General features: G+C 67.5%; 22 protein-coding genes and 1 riboswitch. Of the genes, 11 read left to right on the top strand and 11 right to left on the bottom strand.

The annotated features are described in order from the left end of the window. Positions 1–46: 46 nt before the first annotated feature. From CFP71_RS32770 to rsmA, 4 genes are all read right to left on the bottom strand, one after another. The gene (locus tag CFP71_RS32770; RefSeq protein ID WP_093937816.1) at positions 47–1,819 is read right to left on the bottom strand and encodes an ABC-F family ATP-binding cassette domain-containing protein; all 1,773 of its coding nucleotides are present in this window, start codon (positions 1,817–1,819) and stop codon (positions 47–49) included. Positions 1,820–1,887: 68 nt separating this feature from the next. Continuing rightward, complete coding sequence (locus tag CFP71_RS32765; RefSeq protein ID WP_093937815.1) at positions 1,888–2,853, bottom strand: 4-(cytidine 5'-diphospho)-2-C-methyl-D-erythritol kinase; 966 nt, start codon at positions 2,851–2,853, stop codon at positions 1,888–1,890. A 122-nt stretch (positions 2,854–2,975) separates the two neighbouring features. Beyond that, positions 2,976–3,986: a methionine ABC transporter ATP-binding protein gene (locus tag CFP71_RS32760; protein WP_093937903.1), complete on the bottom strand. Its 1,011-nt coding sequence runs from the start codon at positions 3,984–3,986 to the stop codon at positions 2,976–2,978. Positions 3,987–4,198: 212 nt separating this feature from the next. Next, a riboswitch (SAM riboswitch) is annotated at positions 4,199–4,289 on the bottom strand. A 248-nt stretch (positions 4,290–4,537) separates the two neighbouring features. Then, on the bottom strand, positions 4,538–5,374 hold the full coding sequence (rsmA, locus tag CFP71_RS32755) for a 16S rRNA (adenine(1518)-N(6)/adenine(1519)-N(6))-dimethyltransferase RsmA (RefSeq protein WP_093937814.1): 837 nt from the start codon (positions 5,372–5,374) through the stop codon (positions 4,538–4,540). Positions 5,375–5,565: 191 nt separating this feature from the next. On the opposite strand from rsmA, the gene CFP71_RS32750 reads away from it, so the two are divergent. Then, positions 5,566–6,588 (top strand): DUF222 domain-containing protein, encoded by a 1,023-nt coding sequence (locus CFP71_RS32750; RefSeq protein ID WP_093937813.1) that lies wholly within the window; start codon positions 5,566–5,568, stop codon positions 6,586–6,588. 60 nt (positions 6,589–6,648) lie between these two features. On the opposite strand, the gene CFP71_RS32745 is transcribed toward CFP71_RS32750, so the two are convergent. The 3 genes from CFP71_RS32745 to metG all read right to left on the bottom strand — a co-directional run bounded on the left by CFP71_RS32745 (position 6,649) and on the right by metG (position 11,079). Further along, positions 6,649–8,028, bottom strand: a complete 1,380-nt coding sequence (locus tag CFP71_RS32745; protein ID WP_093937812.1) for a resuscitation-promoting factor — start codon at positions 8,026–8,028, stop codon at positions 6,649–6,651. A 413-nt stretch (positions 8,029–8,441) separates the two neighbouring features. Beyond that, positions 8,442–9,278 carry a TatD family hydrolase gene (locus CFP71_RS32740; RefSeq protein WP_093937811.1) on the bottom strand — a complete coding sequence of 279 codons (837 nt, stop codon included), beginning with the start codon at positions 9,276–9,278 and terminating at the stop codon, positions 8,442–8,444. A gap of 7 nt (positions 9,279–9,285) precedes the next feature. Further along, positions 9,286–11,079, bottom strand: a complete 1,794-nt coding sequence (metG, locus tag CFP71_RS32735; RefSeq protein WP_167406355.1) for a methionine--tRNA ligase — start codon at positions 11,077–11,079, stop codon at positions 9,286–9,288. 62 nt (positions 11,080–11,141) lie between these two features. On the opposite strand from metG, the gene CFP71_RS32730 reads away from it, so the two are divergent. From CFP71_RS32730 to CFP71_RS32710, 5 genes are all read left to right on the top strand, one after another. Beyond that, a complete protein-coding gene (locus tag CFP71_RS32730) occupies positions 11,142–11,735 on the top strand; it encodes a PadR family transcriptional regulator (protein WP_093937809.1) in 594 nt (197 codons plus the stop codon). A gap of 89 nt (positions 11,736–11,824) precedes the next feature. Next, positions 11,825–12,835 carry an ATP-binding cassette domain-containing protein gene (locus tag CFP71_RS32725; protein WP_093937808.1) on the top strand — a complete coding sequence of 337 codons (1,011 nt, stop codon included), beginning with the start codon at positions 11,825–11,827 and terminating at the stop codon, positions 12,833–12,835. Beyond that, positions 12,825–13,589, top strand: coding sequence for an ABC transporter permease (locus tag CFP71_RS32720; RefSeq protein ID WP_093937807.1), 765 nt, complete (start codon positions 12,825–12,827; stop codon positions 13,587–13,589). Before CFP71_RS32725 ends, CFP71_RS32720 begins: the two co-directional genes overlap by 11 nt. Before the next feature lie 92 nt (positions 13,590–13,681). Continuing rightward, on the top strand, positions 13,682–14,296 hold the full coding sequence (locus tag CFP71_RS32715; protein ID WP_093937902.1) for a glycoside hydrolase family 25 protein: 615 nt from the start codon (positions 13,682–13,684) through the stop codon (positions 14,294–14,296). 108 nt (positions 14,297–14,404) lie between these two features. Next, positions 14,405–15,682: an aminodeoxychorismate synthase component I gene (locus CFP71_RS32710; protein WP_093937806.1), complete on the top strand. Its 1,278-nt coding sequence runs from the start codon at positions 14,405–14,407 to the stop codon at positions 15,680–15,682. A 1-nt stretch (position 15,683) separates the two neighbouring features. Here the strand turns inward: CFP71_RS32710 and CFP71_RS32705 are convergent, their stop codons facing one another. Next, complete coding sequence (locus CFP71_RS32705) at positions 15,684–16,643, bottom strand: quinone oxidoreductase family protein (RefSeq protein ID WP_093937805.1); 960 nt, start codon at positions 16,641–16,643, stop codon at positions 15,684–15,686. A gap of 101 nt (positions 16,644–16,744) precedes the next feature. On the opposite strand from CFP71_RS32705, the gene CFP71_RS32700 reads away from it, so the two are divergent. Continuing rightward, positions 16,745–17,299: a QsdR family transcriptional regulator gene (locus tag CFP71_RS32700; protein WP_093937804.1), complete on the top strand. Its 555-nt coding sequence runs from the start codon at positions 16,745–16,747 to the stop codon at positions 17,297–17,299. Here CFP71_RS32700 and rsmI read toward each other — a convergent pair. Then, complete coding sequence (gene rsmI, locus CFP71_RS32695) at positions 17,296–18,132, bottom strand: 16S rRNA (cytidine(1402)-2'-O)-methyltransferase (protein ID WP_093937803.1); 837 nt, start codon at positions 18,130–18,132, stop codon at positions 17,296–17,298. The genes CFP71_RS32700 and rsmI overlap by 4 nt on opposite strands. A gap of 68 nt (positions 18,133–18,200) precedes the next feature. Between rsmI and CFP71_RS32690 the strand changes: the two genes are divergently transcribed. Further along, the gene (locus tag CFP71_RS32690) at positions 18,201–19,772 is read left to right on the top strand and encodes a dolichyl-phosphate-mannose--protein mannosyltransferase (protein WP_093937802.1); all 1,572 of its coding nucleotides are present in this window, start codon (positions 18,201–18,203) and stop codon (positions 19,770–19,772) included. 70 nt (positions 19,773–19,842) lie between these two features. Further along, complete coding sequence (locus CFP71_RS32685) at positions 19,843–20,886, top strand: DUF3558 domain-containing protein (protein WP_143267222.1); 1,044 nt, start codon at positions 19,843–19,845, stop codon at positions 20,884–20,886. A 37-nt stretch (positions 20,887–20,923) separates the two neighbouring features. Here CFP71_RS32685 and CFP71_RS32680 read toward each other — a convergent pair whose 3' ends face one another. After that, positions 20,924–21,175 (bottom strand): hypothetical protein, encoded by a 252-nt coding sequence (locus CFP71_RS32680; RefSeq protein ID WP_093937800.1) that lies wholly within the window; start codon positions 21,173–21,175, stop codon positions 20,924–20,926. Between CFP71_RS32680 and CFP71_RS32675 the strand changes: the two genes are divergently transcribed. Next, the gene (locus CFP71_RS32675) at positions 21,159–21,527 is read left to right on the top strand and encodes a hypothetical protein (RefSeq protein ID WP_244199933.1); all 369 of its coding nucleotides are present in this window, start codon (positions 21,159–21,161) and stop codon (positions 21,525–21,527) included. The genes CFP71_RS32680 and CFP71_RS32675 overlap by 17 nt on opposite strands. A gap of 80 nt (positions 21,528–21,607) precedes the next feature. On the opposite strand, the gene CFP71_RS32670 is transcribed toward CFP71_RS32675, so the two are convergent. Then, complete coding sequence (locus CFP71_RS32670) at positions 21,608–23,377, bottom strand: serine/threonine-protein kinase (RefSeq protein ID WP_093937799.1); 1,770 nt, start codon at positions 23,375–23,377, stop codon at positions 21,608–21,610. Positions 23,378–23,512: 135 nt separating this feature from the next. Here CFP71_RS32670 and CFP71_RS32665 point away from each other — a divergent pair, with 135 nt between their 5' ends. Further along, positions 23,513–25,420: a propionyl-CoA synthetase gene (locus tag CFP71_RS32665; RefSeq protein ID WP_093937798.1), complete on the top strand. Its 1,908-nt coding sequence runs from the start codon at positions 23,513–23,515 to the stop codon at positions 25,418–25,420. Positions 25,421–25,512: the final 92 nt, after the last annotated feature.

The following is a 25,512-nucleotide window of genomic DNA, read 5'->3' as shown; positions in this document are numbered from 1 at the left end:
TCACATTACTGTCCGCGCTGAAAGATCCGCTCGCCGTCGAGTGAACTCATTCGATCGCTTCGGAGGTCTCGAGCCATTGGGCCTCGACCTCCTCCTTCTCCGTTTCCACGGCCTTCAGCTCGGTGTTGAGCTCGATGAGCTTCGTCGGGTCGGTCGCCGCGGCGAGCAGCGCCGCGTGCAACTTTTCTTCTTTCACGTGCAACTGGTCGAGCTTGCGTTCGAGACGGGACAGTTCCTTCTGCGCAGCCCGCTGTTCCGCGGCGCTTTTCTTGGGCGCGGAGCCCTGTCCGTTACCCGGCTTCCGCTCGCCACCGGCCTTCTCGAGGCTCTTGGCGCGCCGATCCAGGTACTCCTCGATGCCGCCCGGCAGGTGGGTCACCTGCCCCTCCCCGAACAAGGCGACGATGGTGTCGCAGACCCGTTCCACCAGGTACCGGTCGTGCGAAACGACGACGAGGCTGCCCGGCCACGAATCGAGCAGATCTTCCAACTGCTGCAAGGTGTCGATGTCGAGATCGTTCGTCGGTTCGTCGAGCAGCAGCACGTTGGGCTCGGCCATCAAAAGCCGGCACAGCTGCAGACGGCGCCGTTCACCACCGGAAAGATCTTCGACAGGCGTCCACTGCCTCGCCTGCGGGAACCCGAGCTTTTCGGCCAGCTGCGAAGCGGAAAGCTCCTGCTTGCCGAACACGACCCGCCCTGAGACCTCTTCGATCGCCTGGAGCACGCGCAGGTCACCCGGCAGATCGTCGAGCTCCTGCCGCAGATGCGCGAGGCTGACCGTCTTGCCCTGGATGCGCCGCCCGGTCTCGGGCTCCCTGTCACCGCCGAGCAGCTTGAGCAGCGTCGTCTTGCCCGATCCGTTGACGCCGACCAGGCCGATCCGGTCGCCGGGCCCGATCCGCCACGTGACGTGGTCGAGCAGGGTGCGGTCGCCGACGGTCAACGTGGCGTCTTCGATCTCCAGCACGGTCTTGCCCAGCCGCCGACGGGCGAACGCCTGCAGTTCGACCGAATCACGCGGCTCCGGCACGTCGGAGATCAAGGCCTCCGCCGCCTCGACGCGATAGCGCGGCTTCGAGGTCCTGGCCTGAGGACCGCGACGCAGCCACGCGAGCTCCTTACGCGCCAGGTTCTGCCGTTTCTCTTCGGCTGTCGCTGCCAGCCTGGCCCGCTCGGCCCGCGCGAAGATCCAGTCCGCGTAGCCACCTTCGTACTGCTCGACACGACCGTTGGTGACCTCCCAGGTCACACTCGCGACCGTGTCGAGGAACCACCGGTCGTGGGTGACGACCACGACGGCGATCTTGCGGTTGAGCAGGTGATCCGCGAGCCACCGCACACCTTCGACGTCAAGGTGGTTGGTCGGTTCGTCGAGGACCACGAGATCCAGTTCACCGGTGAGGGCGGCCGCCAGCGCCACCCGGCGGCGTTCGCCACCGGACAAGTTCGCCGTCGCCTTTTCGAGGCCGAGGGCGGTGATCCCCAGACCATCCATAATGGACCTGACACGCGCGTCAGCGGCCCACTCGTGCTCTGCTCCGTAGCGCTCCAGCACGACATCGCCGACCGTGCTGCCGACCGGGAGTTCGGTCCGCTGAGTGACCACGGCCATCCGCAGGCCGCGGACTTGACTCACCCGGCCCGTATCCGGCTCGCTGATCCCCGCGAGGACCTCCAGAAGGGTCGTCTTCCCGCCCCCGTTGAGACCGACGACGCCGATGCGCTGCCCCTCCGCCACACCGAGCGAAACACCGTCGAGCAGCGGGCGCACCCCGAAGGACTTGCTCACCGACTCCAGGTTGACCAGGTTGGCCATGCCTCAGCCGATCCTTTCCCAAAAAGCTTGCACCACAACGAATTTGTCGATGTCCTTTTCGGACACCCTCACGCGTGCACCCGAGGCGGCGCCGGCCGCGGCGCGTCGTCCCCGCCTACCAGCCGGGCCCCGGGAACCGGTCCGTGCGCGACGCGAACCGTGCGACAGACCCCGGCCCCGGACAACTCCGCGGCGACCTCGACGGCCGACTGGGCGTCCGCGCAGAGGAAGGCACAGGTCGGCCCCGACCCGGACACGGTGCCGGCGAGCGCACCCGCGTTGACTCCCGCCCGCAACGTGCGTCGCAGTCCTGGACGCAACGAAACAGCGGCCGCCTGCAAGTCGTTGCCGAGCAGCAGGGCCAGCTGACGCGGGTCACCGGACGCCAGCGCCTCGACCACCGGAGTGTGCGAACCGATCCGCGGCGGGTCGCCCTCTTCACGCAACCTGTCCAGTTCTCCGAACACCCGCGGCGTCGAAAGACCGCGCTGGTCGAAGGCCAGGACCCAATGGAACGTATGCCGAGACAAGACCGGCACCAGCTGCTCGCCCCGGCCGGTACCCAATGCCGTCCCGCCATAGAGCGCGAAAGGAACGTCGCTGCCGAGCTTCGCGGCGATACCCGCCAGTTCGTCTCGGGAGATGTCGAGCTTCCAAAGCGAGGCGAGTCCCACCAGGGTCGCGGCCGCGTCCGCACTGCCTCCGGCCATCCCGCCCGCTACCGGGATCCCTTTGCGAAGCACCACCCGGACCTTGGACTCACCGTCCGCTTTGCCGACGTGAGCCGCCAGAGCCTGCGCCGCCTTCCAGGCGAGATTGTTGGCGCCGGTCGGTACGACACCTTCACCTTCGCCATAAACCTCGACGCCGGGGTCCTCGGTGACCGCGACGGTCACCTCGTCGGTCAGGGAAAGCGCCTGGAACACGGTCACCAGCTCGTGGTAGCCGTCCGGGCGTACGTCACCGACCGACAGGTGCAGGTTGACCTTGGCGGGAACCCTGACGGTTACTGGGGGCGGTACGACGGCGAGCACGACTCAAGCCTACGTGGCCGCTCCACTTGTGCAGTCACCAGGAGAAAAGAGAACAGGACGAGTCAGACACCGACGGGCCGCCCCGGACGGATTTCGTCCTGAGCGGCCCGTTCGTGGAGAAATCAGGCAGCGACGCCCTGCGGTCCGCGGACCGGGTGGGTCACGTGGCCGCCGCGTTCGGCGATCCACGCGAGGGCGGCGTCCGCGCGCTCACCGCGCACACCGAGACGGAACCGGCCCACCGGCGTGTCGCCGATCCGGGTCAGGCCGCCCCCGATGGTGGCGAGTTCGACGTCGAAGCGACCGGCGGCCTCGGGAAGCAGCGCGCCGACCGAAGCGAATCCGACGAGCACGACGTCCACGGCGCGGTCGTACTTCGAGGCTTGCGCCCGGCCGGTCTCGATCGAGGGCAGCAGCGCCTGCGCGGTCCGGCTGTTCGGGTCGGAGACCAGGTCGAGCACGGATCCGCGTTCGATGATCGCCCCGGCTTCGAGGACCGCGACGTCGTCGCAGACACGACGGACGACCCCGGCGTCGGGAGTGGTGAGCAGCACGGTGACCCCGAGCTCGGCACGTGCCCGGTCGAGCACGGTCAGGACCGCGCCGGACTCCTCGGGCTGCACACCCGAGGTGGGGTCGTCGGCCAGGAGCACGGACGGCCCGGCGGCCAGCGCCTTGGCGATGGCCACTCGACGCAGCTGCCCCTCGGACAGTTCGCCCGGCCGCTGCCCGGCCCGCGGCGTGAGTCCGACCAGGTCGAGCAGGTTTCCGACCCGGTTGCGACGCTGCGGCCCGTCGAGGCCGAGCTGCTCGAGCGGCGACGCGATGTTGCCGGCGATGGTGCGTTCGGCAAGCAACTCCGGTTTGGTGCTCACGACACCGACCTGGCGGCGGATTTCGCGCAGACGGCGTCCGTCGAGGGTCCCGGTGTTGAGGCCGTCGAGGCGGACGACACCACGGTCGGGGCGCTCCTGGAGTCCGATGCAACGAGCGAGGGTCGACTTGCCGGAACCGGCCGGACCGACGACTCCGAACAGCGAGCCCGCCTGGATGTCCACGCTCACATCGCGCAGGGCGACGACGGGATTTCCGTTGAGGGGAAAGGATTTGGACAGGTTTTCGACAGTGATCACGAAAGGCTCCATGCAAATGGGGCGCCGCTTCTTTCGAGCGCGCCGACCGTCACCGAGTGACCGTCCGGAACGGACGGGATTCAGAGGTAAGGGAGAAAGACTCAGGCAGTAACGGTGGAGCGTCGACACGCACTTACCGTGCGGCGACCTTCGTCGACTACACGTCGCCTGGTCAGCAGGAGCGGGTGGGTGACCCTGTTCATTAGGCACAGCCTCCATCGGTCCTGGCGGTAGCACCTGCCCCGTGGAGGGTGGTTGCTGCGACTTCGGCGAGCCAGGTCTCTCAGTCGCTCGGGATGGCTCACTGAGTAAAACCGATCCCACTGGATGAAAGCAAGCACGTAGTCGCAGATCACACGTCTGGTCGCGTCCACGATACAGGATCGGCTATCCATATTTTGAGACAGCACCAGATGCATTCGTGCTATGGCGAGGCCGCTGCCTGCGAAGACAGCTCTGGATCAAGTAGATCCAGGAGAGGATTTACGCAGTCTTGCTGACATCGACCGGACCGCGTTCGGCGCGGTACCGGTCACACCTGCGACAGGTGGTCAGCCGGCCGCGGCGGCGATCCGGGCGAACTGGTGGACGTCCAGCTGCTCCCCGCGGGTCTTGGGGTCGATACCCGCCTTCTCGAGCAACTCGCCCGCGCGTTCGGCGGAACCCGCCCATGACGCCAACGCCGCGCGCAAAGTCTTCCGACGCTGCGAGAAGGCGGCATCGACCACCGCGAACAACTGTTTCCGCTCCACGGACGACACCACGTCGCCCCGCTCGAAAGCGACCAGCGCGGAGTCCACGTTCGGAACGGGCCAGAAGACCGCGCGGGGCACCGCCGCGACCTTGCGCGCCTTGCCGTACCACGCGAGCTTGACGCTGGGGACGCCGTAAGTCCGGCTCCCCGGCCCGGCCGCCATTCGGTCCGCGACCTCGGTCTGGACCATTACGAGTCCACTGGTCAGCGATGGCAGCTCGGCGAGCAGGTGAAGCACGACGGGAACGGCGACGTTGTACGGCAGGTTCGCGACGAGCGCGGTCGGCCGCGCAGGCAGGTCGGCCGCCGTGATCCGCAGAGCGTCCGCCCCGACGACCGTCAGCCTCTCGGCGCCTCCCCGTTCGGCCGCGGTGTTCGGCAGTCGTCCGGCCAGCACGGGGTCGATTTCGACCGCGACGACCTCGGCTCCGGTCGCGAGCAGCCCGAGGGTCAACGAGCCGAGGCCCGGCCCGACTTCCAGCACGACGTCGCCTTCGCCGACCCCGGAAAGGTCGACGATGCGGCGCACCGTGTTGGGATCGTGCACGAAATTCTGGCCGAGCTTCTTGGTCGGACGCACGTCCAGCTCGGCCGCCAGCGCCCTGATCTCCGCAGGCCCGAGCAGTTCAGTCACCCGACGATCGTAACCAGCCCCCGCGAGCCGCGACTGGCGGCCGCGACTCGCCCCCACCACCCGTCCGACGGTTTCTATCTGCCCGCGTTCCACTTCAGGGTGATGGGCGCAATTTCGGTCTGCCGGAGCGTAATGATCATCCACCCGATCGATACCGTGCATTCGTTCGACTATGGCCCGACAATCGAGGGATGACCAGCACAAACACCCCCAAGGCCTTCCCGCTCAATCTGCCGGAAGGTGACGCCGATCTGCTCCTCGACGAGTTGCAGTCACGGCTATGCGAAGGGCGGCGCCTCGCCGCCGAAGTCGGCCAGATCCTGGCCGAGATCGAGTCACGTGGTGTCCGGGAGCTTTACGGATTCAACTCGATCGCCGTCTTCTACGAACATGTGGCCCGGGTCCCCAGAGCGGAGGCTCAGAAGGTGACCGGTCGTGCTCTGGCGCTCAACTCGAGACGTGCGCGCGACGGCACATCGACTCAACCCGTCGCGCCTCTGACCGGAGTCACAGCCGCTACGGGCGTACTGGCCGAAGCCGGCATCGACCGGATCGTCACTGTCCTGAAGAAGCTGCCCGACCACGTCACCGCGAGCGCGCGATCCGAGGCCGAGAAGGATCTGGTCGATCTCGCCAGCGTCGCGAGACCTCGCGACATCACAGTGGCCGGAACAGACCTGCTCGCGCTTCTCGACCCGGACGGGAGCACCACGGAGGATCCCGCCCCGAAACGCGAACGAAGCGAATTCTGGTTACGGCAGAAACGAACCGGCCGTTGGGACATGCGCGGCAACCTCGATCCGGAGACAGGCGCCCGCCTGAACGCGCTCATGGTGCCGCGGGCGTATCCAGCTCCGAACGGGGAAGCCGACGACCGCACACCGGCCGAGAGACGCGGTGACGCCTTCACGGAGATCGTCGATCTCGCGGAAAGTGAACCGGATGTCCCCTTGCCTCGGCAGGCCCCTGAACGAGGCACCGGGCAGTCTCAGCCCCCTGAGCCGGTCAAGAGACCCGAACACAACCCCAAGCCCACCCCGGTACGGCCGAAGAGCTATCCAAGCCCCCACCGCGGCCACAGTGGCGTACGAGAGGGCGCTGCGACCGAACGCTCCCAGAACGTGGCCCGTATACGACCCACACGCTGGTGGACACGGCTGTCGAAACCGAGAGCCGAAAACGCTGTGCCGCCGCAGAAGCCCTTAACGGCCTGAAGGCCACCTTGCGGGCGGAACCCACACGATGACCTTCAGGAAAGGAGGACTTAGCCGGCGTCAGGCCTTCTTGCCGCAGTGCGGCCAAGCGCCGTAGCCGCCACGGCTGTCGCGAACCTTCTCGGCGACGGCGATCTGCTGGGCCTTGCTGGCCTGGTGCGGGTACGCGGCGTACTGATCGCCACCGTAGGCATCCCAGGTGCTCTTGTTGAACTGCAGGCCACCGTAGTAGCCGTTGCCGGTGTTGGCGGCCCAGTTGCCGGTCGACTCGCACTGCGCGATGCGGTCCCAGGCACCGGCGTCACCGATGACCGGGTCGGCGGGCTTCTTCGTACCGACCTTGACGATCTTGGGCTTGGCCTCGGTGATGACCTCTTCCGAGACCTTCTCGCGGCCGACCTCTTTGCCGTTGCGCTTGGTGACCTTGTAGGTCACGGTCTTCTGGCCCGGGGTGCCCGGGTCCTCGACCTTGGTCTTGCCCTTTTCGAGCTCCGGGTCGTCGACCTTCTGCTCGGGCGGAGCGATTTCCTCGTTCTGCTTGACCATGGTGACGCCGGTCCGGCTGATGTGGACCTCGGCGCCGTCGACCAGCTTGACGTCGAGGCCACCGACGGCCTCGTCGTCCGGGCCGAGGGTCATCCGGAGCTCACCGAGGAATTCCTTGGTGGTGACCGAGTTGGTCTGAACCTTGTGCGGTTCGTTCGCGCCGTCGAAGACGGTGACGTTCTTGAGGGTCTTGACCTCGACGGTGGTTCCCTCGAGCGGGAGCTCGCCGTTCTGCGGCATCGAGGTCCAGGTGCCGGACTTCGCGAGATCGGAACGGCCGAGCTGGTTCAGGGCCTCGCTGAGGTTGGTCGCGCGGACCCAGGACTCCTGCTGCGGTGCGCCGTCGACGATCAGGTTCAGTTTGCGGCCGCGCTCCAGCTTGATGACGCCGCCGTCGCCCACCTCGGCCTGCGGCGAGGGCGAGAGCGAGTCGTGCGCGCCGACCGAAAGGCCGGCGTCCTCGAGGACCTCGCCGACCGTGTCACCGAAGCTGTGGACGGTCTGCTGCTTGCCGTCGATGTCGAGCGTGACGCTCTTGTTCATCGCCATCGCGGCCGCGCCGCCGCCACCGAGGGTGAGCAGCACCGCCATGACGGTTCCCTTGAGGAACCGCTTCTTCCAGACGCGGGTCGCGCTCGAGATGACCTCGTCCTTGGTCGCGACCTTCATCGGCGCGCCCGCGGTGCGCTCTTCGGCCACCTCGTCCGGGATGACGATCGGCGGGAGCATGGTGGTCTCAGCGCTGATGAGGCGGATCAGTTCGTCGACGTCGACGTCGATCTCGGCCATCAGGGCGTCGGCGTCGGGGCCGAGCGCGGCGAGGACGTCCTGGTGCGTGATGCGCGGATCGTCGGAGTAGTCCAGCTCGCCGTACTGAGTGTCGCGGTCGAGCACGGCAACCGAACCGGCGGAAGCGAAGGTGTTCGTCTCTGCGCCGAGGCGCGAGCCATCCTGCCTACTGCTACCAGTCACTGGGTCGTTCCCTTTCCCAAGACGTCGAGGAGCTCGACTACCGCTCCACTACGTCCTTCGTCTCGATGCGCACTTCGGCACACCTCTAGAAGTCCGACACCCGCAGTCAGCGCCATCGTCACGGTTCCAGGCCGTACCGCTCCCGGTTCCGCTTCCCCGACGTGCACTGACGTGACTGTGGGCGTAACAGCCGGAAACCGCATGAGCGGGTACCGACCGGCACGATCACGGGACAGTAACGAACCTCGCCGGGTTGCGCAAACACCCCCCGGAGTGTCGTGACGTTGGTCACTCATCAGGGTGGACCATTGTTGATCACTAATGTCGCAATCCGTTCAACGGGCGGTGACTGTCGGCAAACGAAAGACCCGCTCAGCGGTCACTCGCACCGCTTCGGCCACCTCGTGCACCGCCTCGCCCCTGAGCGAGGCGAGATGACGAACCGTATAAGCGGCGCAGTAGGGCTCGTTCGGCCGTCCACGGAACGGATGCGGGGTCAGGAACGGCGCGTCCGTTTCGACGAGGTACTGGTCCGCCGGAACGATCCGCGCCGCCTCGTGGAGCCCGCGGGCGTTGCGGAAACTGACCGTCCCGGCGAAAGAAAGTACGTATCCCGCGTCGACACAGCGGCGAGCGACGACCTCGTCTCCCGAGAAACAGTGGAAGACGACCTGTTCGGGCGCGCCTTCTTCTTCGAGGATCCGCAAAACGTCCTCGTGAGCGTCTCGATCATGGATCATCAGTGGCTTCCCGATCCGTTTCGCGAGATCGATGTGCCACCGGAAGGCGTCCTGCTGGGCGTCGTGGGGCGAGTAGTCCCAGTAGTAGTCGAGGCCGGTCTCGCCGACAGCGACCACTCTGGACTCCTTCGCGAGACTCTCCACTTCGGATTTCTCGTCCTCGCCGAAATCCTTTGTACGCGTGGGATGGATCGCGACAGCGGCCCAGACCCGCCGGTCCCAAGTGGACGCTTGCGCGGCCCAGCGAGCGGCCGCGAGATCGTCCGCGACCGTGATCACCCGCGAGACACCGGCGCGTTCGGCGCGATCGACCATGGCTGTCACGTCAGCCGCGGTGACCGCGCCGCACGCGTCGAGGTGGGTGTGCGCGTCCACCACCGAAACCGGAAGGCGGTCCGGGATCGGCGGCAGTTCCTTCTTCTCCGCACCCATCAGCTGATCATTTCGAGATCGGGGCCCATTCGGGACCGGTCTCGCCGAGTTCCGGGTCCAGCTTGGCGAACAGCGGGGTCGGCTTCTCCAGCGGCTTGCCGACCTCGATCGGCACGGACTTCCAGCGCGCCTGCTCGGTTTGGTAATCCCCGGTGATGATGGGGTTGATCCGGCCGGGGATGTCGAGGTCCTCGACTTCCCGCAGTTCGGGCTGGGCCGCCCAGACGCCGGTGCCGCCGAGCGCCTCGTGCACCTTCTGCGCCGAGTGGGGCAGGAAGGGCGTCAGCAGCGTGTTGGCGTCCGACACGACCTGCAGGGCGGTGTGCAGGACACTGTCGCGGCGGGCGGGGTCGTCCTTGAGCTTCCAGGGCTCCTGGTCCGAGAGGTACCGGTTCGCGGCGGTGACGACACGCATGGCCTCGCTCGCGGCCGCCTTGAAGCGGGACCGCTGCAGGTGGGCGCCGGCGGTGTCGAACGCCTTGCGGGAAAGCTCCTTGAGCTCCTCGTCGGCGGCCGTGGGGGCGTCGGGACGAGGAATGGCGCCGACGTTCTTGTGCGCCATGGAGACGGACCGGTTGACGAGGTTGCCCCACTCGTTGGCCAGCTCGAAGTTGGTCCGGCGGACGAACTCGTCCCAGGTGAAGTCGGTGTCCTGGGTTTCGGGACCCGCGACCGAGATGAAGTACCGCAGGGTGTCCGGGCCGAACTCGCGCAGGAAGTCGTGGACGTAGATGACCGTTCCGCGCGACGTCGAGAACTTCGAGCCGCTCATGGTGAGGAACTCGCTGGAAACGATCTCGTCGGGCAGGTGCAGCTTGCCGTACTTGCCGGGCACGCCGCCTCGGTCGCCCTCGCCGTTGTGACCGAACAGCAGGGCGGGCCAGATCTGAGCGTGGAAGGTGATGTTGTCCTTGCCCATGAAGTAGTAGGAGCGGGCGTCCGGGTTGCTCCACCACTCCTGCCAGGCGTCCGGGTTACCGGATCGGCGCGCCCATTCGACGCTCGCCGAGAAGTAGCCGATGACGGCGTCGAACCAGACGTAGAAGCGCTTGAGCGGCTGGTCGCGCCAGCCGTCCAGCGGGATCTTCACGCCCCAGTCGAGGTCACGGGTGATCGGCCGCGGCCGCATGTCGTCGATCAGGTTCTTCGTGAAGTTGAGGACGTTCGGGCGCCAGTCGGTCTTGCTGGACAGCCACTTGCCCAAGGTCTCGACGAACGCGCTCAGATCGAGGAAGTAGTGCTCGGTCTCGACGAACTTCGGCGTTTCGCCGTTGATCCGGGACTTCGGGTTGATCAGCTCCGCGGCGTCGAGCTGATTGCCGCAGTTGTCGCACTGGTCGCCGCGCGCGCCGTCGTAACCGCAGATCGGGCAGGTGCCCTCGATGTAGCGGTCGGGCAGGGTGCGGCCGGTCGAGGGGCTGATGGCGCCTCGGGTCGTCTTGGGAACGACATAGCCGTTGCGGTGCAGCGCGAGGAAGATCTGCTGCGTCACCTCGGCGTGGTTACCCGTGGTGGTGCGGGTGAACAGATCGTAGGTGAGGCCGAGTCCCTGCAGGTCCTGGCCGATCTGACGGGTGTACTTGTCGGCCGTCTGCTGGGAGGTGAGCCCTTCGTTGTCGGCCTGGACGGTGATCGGGGTGCCGTGTTCGTCGGTTCCGGACACCATGAGCACCCGGTTGCCGGCCATTCGCTGGTAGCGGGAGAAGACGTCGGACGGGACGCCGAATCCGGACACGTGGCCGATGTGGCGGGGGCCGTTGGCGTAGGGCCAGGCCACCGCAGTCAACACTGGGGTGCTCATGCTTGTTTAGCCTACGGACGTCGTCCAAGGCATTGTTGTCCGGGAGAGGATCGGAGGCCTCGGTGTCCGCCACGCGTCTGCTGGTGCTGGGTGTCGTGCGCATGTACGGGAAGGCACACGGCTACCAGGTCCGGCGCGAGCTTCTCTCGTGGGCGGCCGACAAGTGGGGCAACGTCCAGCCGGGTTCGATCTATCACGCGCTGAAGAAGATGACGGCCGACGGCCTCCTGGAGCAGGTCGAGGACGTCGAAGCCGGCGGCGGACCCGACAGGACCGCGTACAGGCTGACCGAAGACGGCGAAACCGAATTCGTCGTGCAGCTCGGCAGGGCGTTGTCGAGCGACGACGCGACCGGGTACTCACTGTCGGCGGCGATCACGTTCATGCCGACCCTGCCCCGCCCGCAGGTGCTGGCTCTGCTGAAACAGCAGCTGGCGAATATGGAAGCGCACGCCCAATCGACCCATTACGCCCGTGAACACGCCGTCGATCTGGGCAAGCCGCCGCACGTGAGCGAGCTGTACCGCTTGTGGAGCGTGCACGCGGACGCGAACGTGTCCTGGATGAGGGATCTGATCGGCCGCCTGGAAGCAGGCGAGTACGTGATGGCCGGCGAGGGCGACGACGAAAACGTGTTCGGCGCACCGCCCAAGTAATCAAATTTGACTACGGCACGACTCCTAGGGCACAGTGCGTCCAGCCGACTAGTCAAGTTTGAATAGTCGGACATCGGAAAGGGGTAGACATGATCAAGGCACGCGGCCTTGAGCGGCGCTTCCGCCGCAAGGGCCGCAATGGGGGCGAGGTCCACGCCGTCAAGGGCGTCGACCTCGACGTGTCGGCCGGGGAACTGGTCGGCTTCCTGGGGCCGAACGGCGCGGGGAAGACCACGACCCTGCGCATGCTGACAACGCTTCTCAAGCCCACCGCGGGCGAAGCGACGGTCGGCGGTTGCGACCTGCTCGCCGACCCACTGGGGGTGCGCCGGCGAATCGGCTACGTCGCCCAGGGCGGCGGCACCGCGCCGGCCAGCAAGGTCGTCGAGGAGATCGAGTTCCAGGGGCGGCTGTACCGGATGAGCAAGGCGGACGCGCTCGCGCGCGGGGCCGTCCTCGCCGAGCAGCTGGACCTGGCCGGGCTCGACCAGCGGACGACCGCGACCCTGTCAGGAGGGCAGCGCCGACGGCTCGACATCGCACTCGGACTGATCCACTCGCCCGGACTCGTCTTCCTCGACGAGCCGTCGACGGGGCTCGACCCGCAGAGCCGGGCGAACCTGTGGGACCACATCCGCAGGCTGCGTGACGAGCAGGGGGTCACGGTCTTCTTGACCACGCACTACCTCGACGAGGCCGACGCGCTCTCCGACCGGCTGATCGTCATCGACGACGGCAAGATCGTCGCCGAAGGCACACCGGATTCGCTGAAGGCGAGGGTTTCCGGTGACAGTGTGGTCATCGGGGTCTCATCGGACTCGGCGGCGGAGACCGCTGAAGTCGCGGGCCGCCTCGAAGGCGCCCACGAGATGACCGTCATCGAGGGCACGGTGCGTTTCCGCGTGCCGCGCGGGGACACCGCGATGCCCGAATTGTTACGGGCGCTGGACGCGCGAGGCATCGCGATGGCGTCCATGCAGGTGCACCGGCCGACGCTCGACGACGTCTTCCTGACCCTGACGGGCCGAAGCCTGCGCGACGCCGAAGAGGGCGCGCCGGTCGACGGCGCTCCGGAAAAGGAGGCCACGCATGTTGCATGACACTTGGTTGATCTTCCGCCGGGACATGCTCGCGGCGTTGCGCAATCCGACGTGGCTGGCGATCGGCATCATGCAGCCGTTGCTGTACTTGTTCTTCTTCGGCCCGCTTCTGGTGAAGTCACTCAACGCGCAAGGCATGTCCGATGTGGACGGCTGGATGATCTTCACCCCGGCGATCGTCGCGCAGCTCGCGTTGTTCGGCAGTTCGTTCGTCGGCTTCGGCCTTCTGGCGGAATTCCGCTCGGGCGTGGTCGAGCGGATGCGGGTCACGCCGGTGAGCCGCGTAGCGCTGTTGCTGGGCAAGGTGCTCGCCAACGCTTTGCAGACCGTTGTCCAGGCGTTGCTCATCATCGCGCTGGCGTATCTGGTCTTCGACCTGAACGCGCCGTTCGGCGGCGTCGTGCTCAGCCTCGTGATCGTCTTCCTTCTGTCGATCACGCTGGCGTCGTGTTCGTACGCGCTGGCGCTGACGCTCAAGAGCGAGGACGCCTTCCCGGCTTTGCTCAACGCGGTTCTCATGCCGTTGCTGCTGCTGTCCGGAATCCTGATCCCGATCACCGCGGGCTCGGCACCGGATTGGCTGTACACGATTTCCCGGATCAATCCGTTCCGGCACGTGGTGGACGTCGAGCGGAACAGTTTCCGCGGTGACTTCTCGATGGACGCGCTGTTCACCGGGAGCGTCGTGGTGCTGGTCATGGCGGTCCTGGCCATCTGGTGGGGCTCACGGACCTTCCAGCGCGAAAACGCCTGAGACACGCTGAACCGAAAGGTCACCTCGCGGCCGCTCTGCGGACGTAAGGTGACCTTTCGGGCGTACTGGGGCGAATTCGAGGACAGGTGAGTTTGATCGATCCGGAAGGTGAGCACGGCGTCACCCTGTCCCACCGTGAGACGGTGACGGACTGGGCCGCGGTACGTGGCGCCGCCATCCGGTTCGCCTCGGTCACGGTCAGCGAGAACACCAACTGGCGGGACGCCGCCGCGGAACGCAATCTGGCCGGTGCGCAGCATGTCGGCATTCACACCGGCGCACGGCATTACGCGCGCCCCGGCGCCGTCCACGACCAGGCGGACCATTTCGTGCGGACGGCGAGCGCGCTCGGCGCCTTCGCACCCGGCTCTCTCGCGCCCGCACTCGAAGTGGAGGCGCCCAGCGTCGACGACCGGTTCATCAAGGCGTGGATCAAACACGTCCGGAACGCGGCCCGCGTCGAACGCGTCCTGATCTATGCGGGGCTCGACTGCTGGACGGACCGCCTGCACCCGGACAAGTGGGCGGACAGCGAAGTGGTGCTGTGGTTGGTCCGGCACAACGAAATCCCGGGACGGCCAGGGTGGTTCCACTCGCGGCTGGGCTTGCACCAGCACGGTTTCGGTACCGGCCTGCCCGGTGTGGACGGTCCGATCGCCCAAGACGCCGTCGTCTATCCGTTCAAGCTCTCGGACGTGCTTCTGTAGCGCTCGCTCCGTGACGACGGGTGTGCACTATGTCACCGCGTGGTCGCGGATCTCACTTTCCGCCGGGCGCGGTTGCTTTTCCGCCCACCCGGGCGGAGACAATGTCGCGTGCGGTTGATGTGCCGGAGGCTGCGGACGGACGTCGGGCCCGAGCGGGCGCTGACGGCGCTTGGAGTACGCGCCGAGGCGCTCGGGCTCGCGCCACCGGCGGCGCTTTGCGGAGACTGGTTTTCTTCGCGCGCGGTCATCGCGCTGAGCGCTTCCCTGGCTCCTGTCAGCGACGTCACCGAGGCCTTCGCGATTCCGACTCGGATGCCTGCCGTTCGTGACGCCGTGCCCGGCGCCGTCGGGGGCGGATGGTTCGGTTACCTGAGTTACGACCTGACCGATCCATCAGGCCGTTCCGGCGCGCTTCCCCCGGCCGTCTGGGGCTGGGTCGACCGGGTGCTGCGACTCGACTCCGAAGGTTCGTGGTGGTTCGAAGCCCTGGTCGCCGACGGCGACCCGGATCCGGTCGACGAAATGTCCTCGGTGGAATCCGCGCTCGCCGAGCTACCCGCGGCGGCGACGTGGAGTTCCGGCCCGCTGTCGCGACCGCTTCCGTCGGAGCACTACGATGCGGTCAAGGCGTGCGTGCACGCGATCGAAGCCGGCGAGCTGTTCCAAGCGAACATCTGCGCTCGTTTCAGGGGCGGATTCGAAGGCGATCCGATCGCGCTCTTCGCCGAAGGCGCTCGTCGCCTACGGGCCCGCCGAGCGGCGTTCCTCAGCGGCGACTGGGGCTCGGTCGTGTCGTTCTCCCCCGAGCTTTTCCTTTCCCGGCACGGGCGCCACGTCCGGTCGACCCCGATCAAGGGCACGCTGCCACGTCGGGACGCGGCCGACGATCATCTCGCGCGGCGGCTGCGGGAATCCACCAAGGACGTCGCCGAGAACGTGATGATCACCGACCTCGTCCGCAACGACCTCGGCCGGGTGTGCGCCACCGGCAGTGTGAGTGTCCCCGAACTGCTCGCGGTCCGGCCCGCGCCCGGGGTCTGGCACCTGGAGTCCACTGTGGAGGGATCACTCGCCGACGGGATCGACGACGCGGCCCTGCTCGCGGCCACGTTCCCGCCGGGTTCGGTGACGGGTGCGCCGAAGGTCCGGGCGCTGGATCTGATCGCCGAGCTGGAGTCCACGGGACGTGGCGTCTACACGGGGGCGATCGGCCTCGCGTCGCCGATCGCCGGGCTGGAACTGAACGTCGCGATCAGAACTTTCGAAATCCACGATGGCGAGATCGCGCTGGGCGTCGGCGGCGGGATCACCGCCGACTCCGACAGCGAAGCGGAATGGCAGGAATGCCTGCACAAGTCCGCTCCGCTGGAGCGCCTCCTCGGCTGAGCTACTTGCTGGGATCCAGCAGGAGCTTGCCCATCGTGCCGCGCGAGCGCAGGGCCTCGTGGGCGGCGCGCGCGTCGGAAAGCGCGTACTCGCCGCCGGCGACGGCGCGGACCTGACCGGCGAGTGCCAGTTCGAAAAGCTCGTCGAGCGTGCGGCCGAAAACGTTTCCGGGGAGTTTGAAGGCGTGCGGCAGCCACATCCCGGCCACGGTGGTGCTGTGCCCGAGAAGGTTGCGGGCTTCGATCGGCTTCGGCGACTTCCGGCTGGCCATGCCGTAGAACGCGAGGCGGCCGAACGGCGCGAGCGCCACGACGCTCTGGTCGGTGACGGTGCCGCCGGTCATGTCGAGCACGATGTCGACGCGTTTGCCGCCGTTCGCCTCGCGAAGCGCGTCGGTCATGTTCTCGGCGCGCGAATCGATGGCGATGTCGGCGCCGAGTTCGAGGGCGAGGGCACGCTTTTCGTCGCTGCTGGCGGTCGCGATGACCCGGCCGGCACCCCAAGCCTTGGCGAGCTGGACGGCGATGGAGCCGACCCCGCCCCCCGCCGCGTGCACGACGACGGATTCGCCCGGTTCGAGGTGGGCGCTCTTGCGCAGCAGGAGCGCGGCGGTGGTGCCCTGGACGATGAAGGAGAGCGCGGTCAGATCGTCGACGCCGTCGGGCACGTCGAAGCTGGTGACCCCATCTGCCACCGCGCGCTCGGCGTAGCCGCCACCGCCGTTGAGCAGCGAAACGACACGCTTGCCGTCCGCGGTGCGGCCGACGACCTCGCCGCCGGGCACGAGCGGGAGTTTGCTGGGCGCGAGATAGGAGTTCTCGGCCTGGTGCGTGTCGGCGTAGTTGATGCCGATCCGGTCGACCTCCACCAGCAGCTGACCCGGTCCGGGAACGGGATCGGGCAGGTCGACGAGGTTGAGCACCTCGGGTCCGCCGAATTCGGTCACCTGTACTGCGCGCATCCGCATCCTCCTCGTCGAGAGGTAAGACATTCTTGCATATGTCTCATCTGTGAGACGTCGCGTGATATGTTTCACTCATCGAAACAGCACTCGAACGCCAGTTGACTTCGCCGCGCCCGGACGCCCTGCGCGCGTTCACGGTCGCGCGCTCCTGGTTCCTGGACGGGCGCCGGGTGGACATGGGCGATCTCGCGGGTGAGCTCGGGATCAGCAGGGCCACGCTGCACCGCTGGGTCGGCGGCCGGGATCAGCTGCTCGGCGAGATCCTGTGGTCGATGACCGTGGAGGTCTTCGAGGCGCGGGCATCCGGCAAGCTCGGACGCGGCGCGGAGGGGATCGCGGAACTCGTCGGCACCTTCGTCCGGACCGTGAACGACTCGAAACCGTTCCGGGAGTTCCTGCGCAACGAGCCCGAGCGGGCGTTGCGGATCCTGACGACGAAGGCCAGCGTGGTGCAGAGCCGCGCGATCGCGAAGATGCGCGAGTTCCTGGACGAAGAGGTCGCGGCCGGACGGCTCACACCACCCCTGCCGGTCGAGGATCTGGCCTACCTGCTGGTGCGGATCGGCGAGTCCTTCATCTACACCGACGTCATCACCGGCGCCGAGCCCGATGCCGCGAAGGCACACGCGGCCGCGGCGGCCTTGCTGTCCTAGCTCTTACGCGACGCGAGAACGGCGTCGTAAAGCTCCTTTTTCGAGACCCCCGCGGCCTCGGCGACTTCGGCGGCGGCCGACTTGAGGCGTTCGCCGGCCTCGACGCGCGACGAGACTTCCGCAACCAGGTCCGCGACACTCACCGAACGCGGCGGCGCACCGGCCAGGACGACCGTGATCTCGCCCTTGACCCCTTCCGCGGCCCAAGCCGCCAGATCCGGCAGATTCCCGCGTTTGACCTCTTCGTACGTTTTGGTCAGCTCGCGGCAGACGGCGGCGCGACGATCGGCACCCAGGACGTCGGCGGCATCGGCGAGCGTGCTCGCGAGGCGGTGCGGAGATTCGAAGAACACGGCCGTCCGGGGCTCGTCCTTCAGCGAACCGAGCCATTTCGCGCGTTCACCGGGTTTGCGCGGGGCGAATCCTTCGAAACAGAAACGGTCACAAGGCAGCCCGGACAGCGCCAGCGCCGTGGTCACCGCGGACGGGCCGGGGAGGCAGGTCACCGGCACGTCCGCCTCGACACAGGCCGCCACCAGGCGGAATCCGGGGTCCGAGACGCTCGGCATCCCCGCGTCGGTCACGAGGACCACCGTTTCGCCGGATCGGAGCGATTCGAGGAGTTTCGGCAGGCGGGCCGTCTCGACGTCCTCGTAGAAACTGACGACGCGCCCGACCGGCGAAACGTCGAGGGCGGCGGTGAGGGAACGCAGGCGCCGGGTGTCCTCGGCGGCGATCACGTCGGCTGTCGCGAGGGCTTCGGACAGGCGCGGCGAAGCGTCGCGGACGTCTCCGAGCGGGGTGGCTGCCAGCACGAGGCGTCCTTCGGTCATTCCCGAAGGTTAACCGGTTCGCACATCCGGACACCGAGTTCACTCTTCCGCCCGTAGGATCATGCCCCGTGACCGCACTGCTGACCCGGGACAACGAGAGCGTGCGGCCGGATCCGGTCGACGCGCTCCGGCCACCGAACGACCGGGAGGCCACCCTCCTCGGCCGCGGCATGCCGACCGACCGCTTGCGCGGCTGGGTCGTCACGCTGGTGCTGACGCTGGTCGGCGGCATCGTCCGGATCCAGAATCTGGGGACGCCCACGGACAAGGGCACCCCTGTCTTCGACGAGAAGCACTACGTCCCGCAGGCGTGGCAGATGCTGCGCAACGGCGGTTACGAAGACAACTACGGCTACGAACTGATCGTGCACCCGCCTCTGGCGAAGCATCTCATCGCGATCGGCGAGTGGCTGTTCGGCTACAACGCCTGGGGCTGGCGGATCATGCCGGCGCTGGCGGGCACGCTGATCGTGTTCCTCACCATCCGGATCGCCCGGCGGCTCACCCGGTCGACACTGCTCGGCGCGGTCGCCGGGATCCTGGTGATCAGCGACGGCGTCCTGCACTTGCAGTCACGCATGGGCATGCTCGACATCTTCATCGCGTTGTTCGTGCTCGCCGCGTTCGCCTGCGTGCTGGCCGACCGCGACCAGGTCCGGCAACGGCTCGCCGTGGCCGTCCGCGAAGGCTGGATCGAGGAGTCCCGGTTCGGCCCGAAGCTGGGTTTCCGGTGGTGGCGGTTCGCCGGCGGTCTGATGATCGGGCTGACCTTCGGCGTCAAGTGGTCGGCGCTGTACTACATCGCCGCGTTCGGCCTGCTCACCGTCTTCTTCGACGTGGCCGCGCGCCGCGCCGCCGGGGTGCAACGGCCTTGGGTCGGCACGCTGCGCCGCGACGTGCTGCCCGCGCTGTGGGCGATCGTCGTCATCCCGATCCTGGTGTACCTCGCCTGCTACTGGGCCTGGTTCGCGAGCGAGACCGCGACCGACCGCAATCTGGTCGCGATCAAGGAAATCGATCCCGGTTTCTGGTCCTGGATGCCGCCCGCGTTGCGATCGCTGGGCAATTACTCGATGAACGTGCTGGACTTCCACGCCAACCTGGTGACGCCCAAAGACAAACCGCATCCGTGGGAGTCGAAGCCGTGGACGTGGCCGATGGGGCTGCGGCCGATGCTCTACGCGTACGCGGGCGGCACCGAGGCGACCGGCTGCGGCGAGTCGACCTGCGTGCGGGCGACCATGCTGATCGGCACACCGGCGATGTGGTGGCTCGCCCTGCCGATGCTCGGCTGGAGCGCGTGGCGGTCGTTCTTCCGCGCGGACTGGCGCTACGCCGCCGTGCTCGTCGGCTACCTCGCCGGTTACCTGCCCTGGTTCACCAACCTCGACCGCCAGATGTACTACTTCTACGCGACGCCGCTGGCGCCGTTCCTGGCTCTCGGGTTGACGCTGATCCTCGGGCAGATCCTCGGCAGCGCGAAACGCGGATTCGAACGGCGCGGCACCGGCCTGGTCGTCGTCGCCCTCTACGTGGGGCTCGTCGTGGCCAACTTCGCGTGGTTGTGGCCGATTCTCAACGGCAACGCGATCACCAACGACCATTGGAACGCCGAACTGTGGCTTCCGTCCTGGAAGTGACCCAAGACCCGGCGAAACAGCGGAAAGCGACTTAGACTCCCGTCCGAATTGAGGACTACTGGGGGTCATCATGTCTCGTTGGCCGTATTTCGTGGCCATTGCCGTTCTGCTCACCGGGTGCTCCAGCGCCGTCGACGGAAAGGCCTTCCGCGCAGGCTCCGCTCCGGGTGCGAGCGATGCGAAGTACCCGCAATACAAACCACCCGCCGATGGGTCGGGGTTCAGCGATCAGGTGCTCGACCAGCCGCTGGCCCTGCCCGTGAAGCAGAGCGAAGAGGGCTGCGACTGGATGGAGTCGGTCAAACCGGACCTCCAGCCGCTCGGTCTCGTGAGCACCAAGAGCTCGCTCAGCGGCTGCCAGTTCGTGTTCCCGAACAACAAGGGCGCGCAGGTGCACGCCTATCACCCGTACGGCTGGATCACGCAGGATTCGCCGGTGATGGAGCCGGTGGAGATCGCCGGGATCAAGGGCCGGACCTATGCCTTCGATCCGGAACCGGCGACGTTCTGCTCGGTGAACATGGACGTCCGCGCCTACGCCTCGATCGCTGTCGACGCCTATGACGTCACCAGCGACGAAGCGGGCACTCGCGCCGAGCATTGTGAGCTGGCGAAGAAGGTCGCCGAGGTCCTGCTGAAGAAGTTCGTTCCGCTCGCCGGAGGCAAACCGGCGCCGAGCACTGTTCAGGAGCCGTCGGCCGAGGCGCTGAAGAACCTGGACGTCTGCGAGGTCGTCAAGTTCACCCACGCGAACTACGCCGGGGTCAACGCGGGCCGCGAAGGCGCGCAGAAGGGCGAAGGCCCACTGGGGCCGACCTGCACTCACGAAGTTCCCTACGCGAAGGCCGTCGGAATGTACACGAATGGCACCGGCGGTCTCGAAGCCGTGCCGCCGAAAGCGGGCGCGGAGGTGCGGAACGGCCAGTTCGGCACGCTGAAAGCCAGGTTCGAGCAAACCGAGGAGACCTGTGCCCTGAGTGTCCAGCTGGGCAACGGCCAGGTCGTGCAGGTCGACTTCATCGGCAAGAAGAAGGAAGCGATGCCACGTACCTGCGTGTCCGCCCAGCTGATCCTGTCGGTGTCGATGCTGGCGCTGATCACCGGGGAACACTGAATTTCCCGATTCAAGTGTGACACTTGGGCGATGATTGTTACTCTTCCCTGGTCAACAGCAGCTCGACAGGGGGCATCATGACGATCCGACCGCTCGGAGCGGCCTGCGCGGCCACGGCGTTGTTCTTGATCGCGGGCTGCGAGGAGCAGACGCCGGGCACCGCGTCGCCGCAGACTTCGGCCGTTCCGAGCACCTCGGAAGCACCGGTCAGCAGCTCGACGCAGCCCAGCGCTTCTTCGCGTCCTTCGGCGACCGCGGCGACCGTCTCCGAGGTGACCAAGCCGTCCACTGGCGGCGCGGCGGCGCACAGCCCGGCCGGGGCGGCGAGCGTGATGGAGGAGTATCACCACGCGCTGGGCAAAAAGGATCTCGACACCGTTTGCCGGATCACCGCGCCCGCGTTCGACGGCGGGATGAAGGAGTGCCGGAGCCTCACCCCGATGCAGTTCGGGATGCTCTCGGAGGACGACTTCAAGAAGCTGAAGGCCACCCGCGTCGACCCGGCGAAGGTGCAGAGCAAGGGGGCGGACAAGGTCGTCGTCCCGCCGTCCGCGATCTCGCCGCAGATCGCGATGATGGCGGCCGAGCCCAAGACGTTCACCATGGCGTGGCGCGACGGGACCTGGGTCGTCATCGACTGAGAGAGAGCAAGGGACCTTTGCTGGCGTTCGTTAGCGCACTAACTAACGACAGCAAAGGTCCCTTGCTCTCTTTTCGCAGGTCAGCGCGGGTGACGCTGGGGCTGCGGCTGCTGGTGGGGCTGCGGCTGCTGCGGACCGCGGCGTGGCACGATCTGGGTCACCGGGCCGTCCGGCGACTTGCCCGCCCGCGCGAGCCAGCCCTCGACGTCGCGCCGTACGGCGGTGAGCGTCGGGCGACGGCGCGGCTCCTGGTCGAGCGACGCGATGAGGATCCGGGCGTGCGCGCTGCGGTTCGGCAGCTTCGAGACCGGTTCGGCGCGGGCGGCGGCCATCAGCGCGGCCATCGGGGTCTCCCTGGTGCCGCGCGGAGGCTGACCCGACAGCGCGTAGCTGACCGTCGCCGCGAGCTGCCACGCGTCCGACGCCGGGCTCGCCTGTGAGCCCATCGCCTGCTCGGGGGCGACGAAGTCCGGCGTGCCGATCATCATCCCGGTCGCGGTCATCTTCGAGTCGCCCTGGCTGCGGGCGATGCCGAAGTCGATCAGGTGGGCGAGCCCGTTGCGGTCGAGGATGATGTTCGACGGCTTCAGGTCGCGGTGCAGCACACCCTTCTCGTGCGCCGCGGCGAGCGCGCCCGCCATGGTCGACCAGAGCCGTCCGGCGGCGATGTCGTCGAGCGGGCCCTGCGAGTCGACGATCTCCGCCAGCGAGCGCCCTTCGAGGTACTCCATGACCAGCGCGAGCCCGTCGGGCTCCTCGACGAGGTCGTACACCTTGACGCAGTTGGGGTGGTTCACCACGGCCAGTGCCCTGGCCTCACGCTGCATGCGCTCTTCGGTGTCGCGGTCCGGCGCGTGCGCGATCTTCAGCGCGACCGTGCGGTTGAGCTGAGTGTCGATCGCTTCCCAGACGGTGCCGAAGCCGCCGTGGCCGAGCCGCCGGACACGCTTGTAGCGGCTGCCGCCCGAGTTGCGGGAGCCCGGGGGCGCCGGGACCGGGCCTGGCACGGCGGCCAGCGCGGGAGGTTCGGGTGCCTGCGCCAGCGCGGTCGCCGGGTACTGCTTCTGCGGCGGGGGCGGCAGCTGCTGCTGCGGCTTCGGGGCGGGCGGCTCCGGGCGGTACGGCTCGATCTTCTGCCGGGGCTGCGGGTCCGGCCGGTTGATCACCGACCACGGCGGCGGGCCGACCAGCGCGACCGGGATCAAGCCCAGCACGCTGAGCGGCAGGAAGCCGAGCCAGAAGTGCACGGCGGTGTTCGCGCCCATGCCGACACTCGCCAGCACCATCAGCACGAACGGGATCCAGAAGAACCGCGAAGGCCACTTCGGGCCGCGGCGGAACGCTGTCCGCGCCTGGAGCATGACGAACAGCAGGGACAGCGCGGGCAGGCCGACCAGCAGGATCAGATAGAAGATGTAACTCAGCTGCATCCCGCTCGGATAGAACAGGACCTCGTACACGTTCTGGCCGCGTCCGAGGTACTCGCTCTGCTTACCGATCAGCGGGCTGTAGTCGGTGTTGAAGGCGGCCAGGTCACTGCCGGAGAAGCCGGATTGCCCGCCCGACTTCGACGAGGCGGCTTCCTGGTAGGTCTGCGAAACACCGGTGGCCAGCAACCACGGCAGCAGGAAGACCGCGACGACGCCGATCCCGCCGAAGACGGACAGGGTCACCACGTCGTAGCGGTTGCCGGTGCCCTTGCGGACGATCGCGACGACCATCGCTCCCAGCGCGGGCAGCAGCGCGACCAGCGCTCCCGCGGTGCTCGTCGCCCACACCCAGTCCCCGGGCCAGATCCCCGGTCCGAACAGGCTGTGCGCGAACGACAGCAGCGCGCTCGCTAGTCCCATGGACCCTGCTCCCCTAGCTTGTCGAGGCCGTTTCCGGCGGTTTTTTCCTAGTTCAGCTTAGGACGCTCCATGCCCGCGCGGGGTTGCCGGGTTGTCACGGCTGTTACCACCGGGCATGAGCTCGGCCGGAAGTCCATGATGGTCCGGTACCCGAGCGCGAAGGAGCATTCGATGTACGCCGAGACGTACCAGCGAAGCCTTGAAGACCCCGAAGGTTTCTGGCTCGAAGCGGCCCGGGCGATCGACTGGACCCGGCCGCCGACGAAGGCCCTCGACGCGGCGAAGGCGCCCTTCTTCCGCTGGTTCCCGGACGGGGAATTGAACACGTCTTTCAACGCGCTCGACAGGCACGTGCGGGACGGTCGCGGCGAGCAGACCGCGCTGATCTGGGATTCTCCCGTCACCGATTCGGTACGCCGGTTCACCTACGCGGAACTGCTGGACGACGTCGCGCGCTTCGCGGGCGCGCTCGCCGCTCTCGGTGTCGGGAAGGGCGACCGCGTCATCGTGTACATGCCGATGGTCCCCGAGGCCGCGATCGCGATGCTCGCGTGCGCCCGGCTCGGCGCGGTGCACTCGGTGGTCTTCGGCGGGTTCGCCCCGAAAGAGCTCGCGGCGCGGATCGAGGACGCGAAACCCAAGGTCATCGTGGCCGCGTCGTGCGGGATCGAACCGACGCGGGTCGTCGAGTACAAGCCGATCATCGACGAGGCGCTCGCGGGCACCGTCCATCAGCCGGACAAGGTGGTGGTGCTGCAGCGTGAACGCTCACTCGCCGAATTGGGTGAGCGCGACGCGGACTGGGCCGAGCTGGTCGCGAAAGCCTCCCCCGCCGATCCGGTGCCGGTCGCGGCGACCGATCCGCTCTACATCCTGTACACCTCCGGCACCACGGGGAAGCCGAAGGGCGTCGTACGCGATACCGGCGGGCACGCGGTCGCGCTGGCCTGGTCGATGAGCGCGATCTACGACGTCCGGCCCGGTGACGTGTGGTGGACGGCTTCCGACGTCGGCTGGGTCGTCGGCCATTCCTACATCGTCTACGCGCCGCTCCTCATCGGAGCCACGAGTGTCATGTACGAGGGCAAGCCTGTCGGGACGCCCGACGCGGGCGCGTTCTGGCGCGTCATCGCCGACCACGGGGTGAAGGCGCTGTTCACCGCCCCGACGGCGTTGCGCGCGATCAAGAAGGTCGATCCGGACGCGACCGAAATCGAAAAATACCAGCTCAGCGAGTTTCAGACGTTGTTCATGGCGGGTGAGCGACTCGATCCGGAGACCTATCACTGGGCGCACGAGAAGCTCGGCGTCCCGGTGATCGACCACTGGTGGCAGACCGAGACCGGCTGGCCGATCGCGGCGAATCCGCGCGGCCTGGAGCCGATGCCGGTCAAACCCGGGTCCGCCACGAAACCGGTCCCGGGCTGGAACGTGCGGATCCTGGACCAGGCGGGCGACCCGCTCCCCGCCGGCCGGGAGGGCGCCATCGCGATCAAGCTGCCGCTTCCGCCGGGATCGTTGCCGACGCTGTGGCAGGACGACGAGCGGTATCGCGAGGCGTATCTTTCGCGGTACGACGGCCACTACCTGACGGGTGACTCCGGTTACGTCGACGAAGACGGCTACCTGTTCGTCATGGGCCGCACCGACGACGTCATCAACGTCGCGGGCCACCGGCTTTCGACCGGTTCGATGGAAGCGGTCCTGGCCTCCCACGCCGCCGTCGCCGAATGCGCGGTGATCGGCGTCCGGGACCAGCTCAAGGGGCAGCTCCCACGTGGTTTCGTGGTGCTGAAATCGGGCGTCGACGCCGACGCGGAAACGCTCAAGGCCGAATTGGTCGCCCTGGTGCGGCGCGACATCGGGCCGGTCGCCGCGTTCCGTGACGTGTCCATTGTGGACGCGCTGCCGAAGACGCGGTCCGGGAAGATCCTGCGCAAGACCATGCGCGGCATCGCCGACGGCCGCGACGAGCCGGTGCCGTCGACGATCGAAGACGCGAGTGTTCTCGATGCCCTGAAAGCGGTTCTGCGTGGCGGGTGAACCAATGACCGGTACGTGTCACTGGTCCGATCGGGTGTTGTCCCCTTTGCCCTATTGGTCTATACCTCTATGAGCAGAGAGTCTCCAGTTCC

Origin of the sequence: Amycolatopsis thailandensis (assembly GCF_002234405.1) — a bacterium.
Classification (GTDB): domain Bacteria; phylum Actinomycetota; class Actinomycetes; order Mycobacteriales; family Pseudonocardiaceae; genus Amycolatopsis; species Amycolatopsis thailandensis.
Note: the sequence above shows the minus strand (reverse complement) of the source record. Positions and strands in the feature narration are given on the sequence as shown.